We start from the raw sequence: 5,066 nt of genomic DNA on the forward strand, positions 1-5,066 counted from the left end.
TCATCCAGCGGCCGACGGGTCCACTCGCCGTCGTTCGCGATGAGCACCACCGTCAGCGGGGTCACCGTCGTCTTCGGCTCGACGTAGGCCTCGACACCGATTCGAGTGGCCGTCCAATCGGCCAGGTACTGGGCAACCGACCCCTCGGGGCCACGTTTCGCGGACCCGCCGCTTCGTTTGAGTCGATCGAACAATCCCACGAGAACATCCTTTTCGTACGGCCGATGAATCACCGGTTCGGGTGCCGGAATGTTGTTACCCGCCAGTTTGCCAGGCGTGTTTCCGCGCCCTAGGGGAACGGCGAGGCGATAACAATGGAAGGATGACATTAGAGGGTTCAGCTCTCTTGATAGTGAACCAAGGCTCGTGAAGTGAGTAAGTGAATTGCCGAGAGGGAGTGTCTACGTGGGCGCTGTGTCGAGCCGAACACGCTCGATCGGTGTTCTGTGCACCGGCGCCTCCGTCGAACCGAATCACGCAACTCTCGTCCATGAACCCTGTTCCGCCAGCACAATGGTCTGCGACCACGAGTCGTCGAACCACATCACCCGCACACAACTGTCGAGGAGTCAACAGACATGGCCTTCTCCGTCCAGATGCCAGCTCTTGGTGAGAGCGTCACCGAGGGAACTGTCACGAGGTGGCTCAAACAAGAAGGCGACACCGTCGAAGTCGACGAGCCATTGCTCGAAGTCTCCACGGACAAGGTCGATACCGAGATCCCGTCGCCTGCAGCCGGTGTTCTGACCAAGATCGTCGCTCAGGAAGACGACACCGTCGAGATCGGTGGCGAGCTCGCCCAGATCGGTGACGCAGGCGAGGCTCCCTCGTCCGACGCGCCGGCCGAGGAAGCTGCGCCCGCCGAGGAAGCTGCGCCCGCCGAGGAGTCGGCACCCGAGGAGGCTGCCGAGGAGCCCACTCCCGCAGCCGAGCCCGAGCCACAGGCCGAGGAGGAGGCACCCGCAGCGAGTGCATCGTCCGACTCGTCCGGATCAGGCACCCCGGTGACGATGCCCGAGTTGGGCGAGTCCGTCACCGAGGGCACCGTGACCCGTTGGCTCAAGGCCGTCGGCGACGAGGTTGCTGTCGACGAACCACTGCTCGAGGTCTCCACCGACAAGGTCGACACCTAGATCCCGTCTCCGGTCGCCGGAACTCTGCTCGAGATCTCCGCCGAGGAAGACGACACGGTCGCCGTCGGTGGCCAGCTCGCCGTCATCGGATCGGGATCGCCGGCCGAGAAGGCCCCCGAGCCCGAGGCCACCCCGGAGCCCGAAGCCCCCAAGGCCGAAGAGCCGAAGAAGGAAGAGCCCAAGAAGGAGGCTCCCAAGCAGGAAGCCCCGAAGGCCGAACCGAAGCCCGAACCCAAGGCCGAGCCCAAGCAGGAGGCTCCAAAGGCTGCTCCCGCCAAGGAGTCGGCACCGTCGGGTGATTCCAGCCCGTACGTCACGCCGTTGGTTCGGAAGCTGGCGTCGGACAACGATGTCGACCTCTCGACGGTCAAGGGCACCGGTGTCGGTGGACGCATCCGCAAGCAGGATGTGCTCGCTGCTGCCGAGGCCAAGAAGGCTCCGGCTGCTCCGGCCGCCGAGGCTGCGCCCGCCGCGGCCGCCAAGCCCGCTGCGCCGGCCACGGCCGGTGTTCGTCCCGAGCTCGCGCATCTTCGTGGCACCACGCAGAAGATCAACCGGATCCGGCAGATCACCGCGAAGAAGACGCGTGAGTCGCTGCAGACCTCTGCACAGCTCACCCAGACCTTCGAGGTGGACGTCACCAAGATCGCCGGTCTGCGGACGAAGGCGAAGGCGAAGTTCGCCGAGAACGAGGGCGTCAACCTGACGTACCTGCCGTTCTTCGCGAAGGCCGTCGTCGAAGCTCTGAAGGCGCACCCCAACGTCAACGCGAGCATCAACGAGGAAGCCAAGGAGATCACGTACCACGCCGATGTCCACCTCGGTATCGCCGTGGACACCGAGCAGGGTCTGCTCTCCCCCGTCATCCACAATGCGGGCGACCTGTCGCTCGCCGGGCTGGCTCGGGCGATCAACGACATCGCCACCCGTGCACGCTCGGGTGGGCTCAAGCCCGACGAGCTGTCCGGTGGCACGTTCACGATCACCAACATCGGCAGCCAGGGTGCATTGTTCGACACCCCGATCCTGGTTCCGCCGCAGGCCGCCATGCTGGGCACGGGCGCAATCGTCAAGCGTCCGGTCGTCGTCAAGGACGACTCGGGCAACGAGTCGATCGGTGTTCGCTCGATGTGCTACCTGCCGCTCACCTACGACCACCGCCTGGTGGACGGAGCCGATGCGGGACGCTTCCTCACGACGATCAAGCAGCGTCTCGAAGTGGCGTCGTTCGAGGCCGATCTCGGCCTGTAGGCAACCGGCGAATCGCGACTCTCACGTATTCTGGTGAGAGCGCGAAACATTCGCATCGGAGTCTCGAAAAGAGGGGCACGAACCGTGCATCCGGGGCATCATTCGTTCGCGAATGATGCCCCGTTTGCGTCAAGGAGGCTTTCGTTCACATGCGCGTAGTCATTGCAGGTTCATCAGGTTTGATCGGCACGGCCCTGGTCGCAGCGCTGCGGGGCCGTAGCCACGACGTCACCCGCCTGGTTCGGAGATCACCGGCCGGACCCGACGAGTCGCAGTGGGATCCATCGCGCGGAAGCGTCGATGCGGCCGCGCTCGACGGAGCCGACGCGATCGTCAACCTCTGTGGTGTCGGAATCGGTGACAAGAGATGGTCCGGTGCGTACAAGCAGTTGGTACGGGACAGCCGCATCGCTCCCACCGAAGTACTCGCCGGGGCTGCCGCCGACGCGGGTGTGCCCACTCTGATCAACGCGAGCGGCGTCAACTTCTACGGCGACACGGGCGATCGGGTGGTCGACGAGACGGCTCCGGTCGGTGAGGGGTTCCTGGCCGAGGTCTGTCGTGATTGGGAGAACGCCACGTCTGCGGCGTCGGACGCGGGTGTTCGCACGATCATGCTGCGCAGCGGTGTCGTGCTGTCGCAGCGTGGCGGCATGTTGGGCAAGCTTCGGCCGCTGTATCTGTTCGCCCTCGGCGGGCGGCTCGGCAGTGGCCGCCAGTACTTCCCGTGGATCTCTCTCGAGGACGAGATCGGCGCCATCGTCCACGGCATCGAGAACGACTCCCTGCGTGGCCCGGTCAACATGGTCGGTCCCACTCCGGTGACCAACGCGCAGTTCAACAGTGCCATGTCGCGCGCGGTGCACCGTCCGGCCCCCTGGGTCGTCCCCGGCTTCGCGCTGAAGGCGGTGATCGGAGAATTCGCCGAGGAGGCCATTCTCACCGGGCCACGGGCAATTCCGAAGGCTCTGGAGGACGCGGGCTACACCTTCGAGCACAACACCGTGGGAGAGGCACTGCGGGTGGCCGTCGGCTCCTGACGCGGCGTACCGTTCCGATTCATGAGTGATGCGAACTCTTCGTCGGCCGCAGTGTCGGCGCGCGCGAGCTCCGAACCGATGGTGGTGCGCGAGTTGGGCACCGTCGAGTATACCGAGGCCTGGGCACTGCAGCGCGAGCTGGCCGGTGCCCGGGCGGACGGTGTCGGATCCGACACGCTGCTGCTGCTCGAACATCCATCCGTCTACACGGCAGGGCGGCGCACTGCCGAGGAAGACATGCCGCGGGACGGCACTCCCGTCGTCGAGGTCGATCGTGGCGGCAAGATCACCTGGCACGGCCCCGGCCAATTGGTGGGGTATCCCATCGTCAAGCTCGCGCAGCCCATCGACGTCGTCCGGTACGTGCGGCGTATCGAAGAGGCTCTGATCTCGGTCGTGTCCGCTTACGGCATCACCTGCGGGCGCGTCGACGGCAGATCCGGGGTGTGGCTCGCGGCGCAGATGCGTGACGGCGCGTGGCTTCCCGAACGCAAGATCGCCGCCATCGGAGTACGCGTTCAGCGTGGGGTGACGCTGCACGGATTCTCACTGAACTGCAACGCCGCCATGACCGGCTTCGATGCGATCGTCCCGTGTGGCATCGCCGATGCGGGTGTGACGTCGCTGTCGCTGGAGCTGGGCCGAGACGTCACCGTCGGCGAGGTCACCGCTGCTGTCACCGAGGCCGTTCTGGCCGCGCTGGACGGGTCGATGCCCGTGGAGGATCACGAGATCGAACATCCGGCCGTCACGAGTGCGTCGATCAACCCGCAGTTCACCACGGTCCGCTTCGGCGCGTAGCATCGATTCTGTGACTGTGGCCCCAGAAGGACGCAAGCTGCTCCGCCTCGAGATCCGAAACGCGGAGACCCCCATCGAACGCAAACCCAACTGGATCAAGACCAAAGCGAAGATGGGCCCGGAATACACCGAGCTCAAGGGTCTTGTGAAGCGTGAAGGTCTGCACACGGTGTGCGAGGAAGCCGGCTGCCCCAATATCTACGAATGCTGGGAAGATCGCGAAGCGACCTTCCTCATCGGCGGTGAGCAATGCACCCGCCGTTGCGATTTCTGTCAGATCGACACCGGCAAGCCGGAGGACCTCGATCGAGACGAGCCGCGCCGGGTGGCGGAGAGCGTGCAGGCCATGGGTCTGCGCTACTCCACGATCACCGGCGTCGCTCGGGACGATCTCGAGGACGGCGGCGCGTGGCTGTACGCCGAGACGGTGCGGTACATCAAGAAGCTGAACCCCAACACCGGCGTCGAGCTGTTGATCCCGGATTTCAACGCCAAGCCGGATCAGCTGGCCGAGGTGTTCTCCTCCCGTCCCGAGGTGTTGGCGCACAACGTCGAGACGGTGCCGCGCATCTTCAAGCGCATCCGCCCCGCCTTCCGGTACCAGCGGTCGATGGACGTCATCACCGCGGCCCGCGACGACGGTCTGGTCACCAAGTCAAATCTGATCCTCGGCATGGGTGAGACCCCGGAAGAGGTGCAGGAAGCCATTCGTGACCTGCACGAGGCCGGTTGCGACATCCTGACCATCACCCAGTACCTGCGCCCGTCGCCGCGCCACCACCCGGTCGAGCGTTGGGTCAAGCCGGAAGAGTTCGTCGAGCACTCCGATTACGCCACCGAG

3 protein-coding genes and 2 pseudogenes are annotated in these 5,066 nt (G+C 65.2%); 4 read left to right on the plus strand and 1 reads right to left on the minus strand.

Going from position 1 to position 5,066, the window contains the following annotated elements:
* Positions 1-200, minus strand: a pseudogene (locus tag A2J02_RS18795) (oxidoreductase); the annotation flags it as partial.
* Between the two features lie 378 nt (positions 201-578).
* Here A2J02_RS18795 and sucB point away from each other — a divergent pair.
* From sucB to A2J02_RS18815, 4 genes and pseudogenes are all read left to right on the plus strand, one after another.
* Positions 579-2,384, plus strand: a pseudogene (gene sucB, locus A2J02_RS18800) (2-oxoglutarate dehydrogenase, E2 component, dihydrolipoamide succinyltransferase).
* 149 nt (positions 2,385-2,533) lie between these two features.
* Positions 2,534-3,424: a TIGR01777 family oxidoreductase gene (locus A2J02_RS18805; RefSeq protein WP_068052143.1), complete on the plus strand. Its 891-nt coding sequence runs from the start codon at positions 2,534-2,536 to the stop codon at positions 3,422-3,424.
* A 21-nt stretch (positions 3,425-3,445) separates the two neighbouring features.
* Entirely contained in the window at positions 3,446-4,225 is a 780-nt protein-coding gene (gene lipB, locus A2J02_RS18810; protein WP_068052144.1) for a lipoyl(octanoyl) transferase LipB, read from the plus strand.
* A gap of 10 nt (positions 4,226-4,235) precedes the next feature.
* A partial coding sequence (locus tag A2J02_RS18815) for a lipoyl synthase (protein WP_197478066.1) occupies positions 4,236-5,066 on the plus strand: 831 nt, incomplete at its 3' end.

Origin of the sequence: Rhodococcus sp. EPR-147 (assembly GCF_001647185.1) — a bacterium.
Lineage (GTDB): Bacteria > Actinomycetota > Actinomycetes > Mycobacteriales > Mycobacteriaceae > Rhodococcoides.

Excerpts from the sequence above, each read along its gene's own strand:
- A2J02_RS18805 (WP_068052143.1), top strand. The coding sequence starts at position 2,534 with ATGCGCGTAGTCATTGCAGGTTCATCAGGTTTGATCGGCACGGCCCTG.
- lipB (WP_068052144.1), top strand. The coding sequence starts at position 3,446 with ATGAGTGATGCGAACTCTTCGTCGGCCGCAGTGTCGGCGCGCGCGAGC.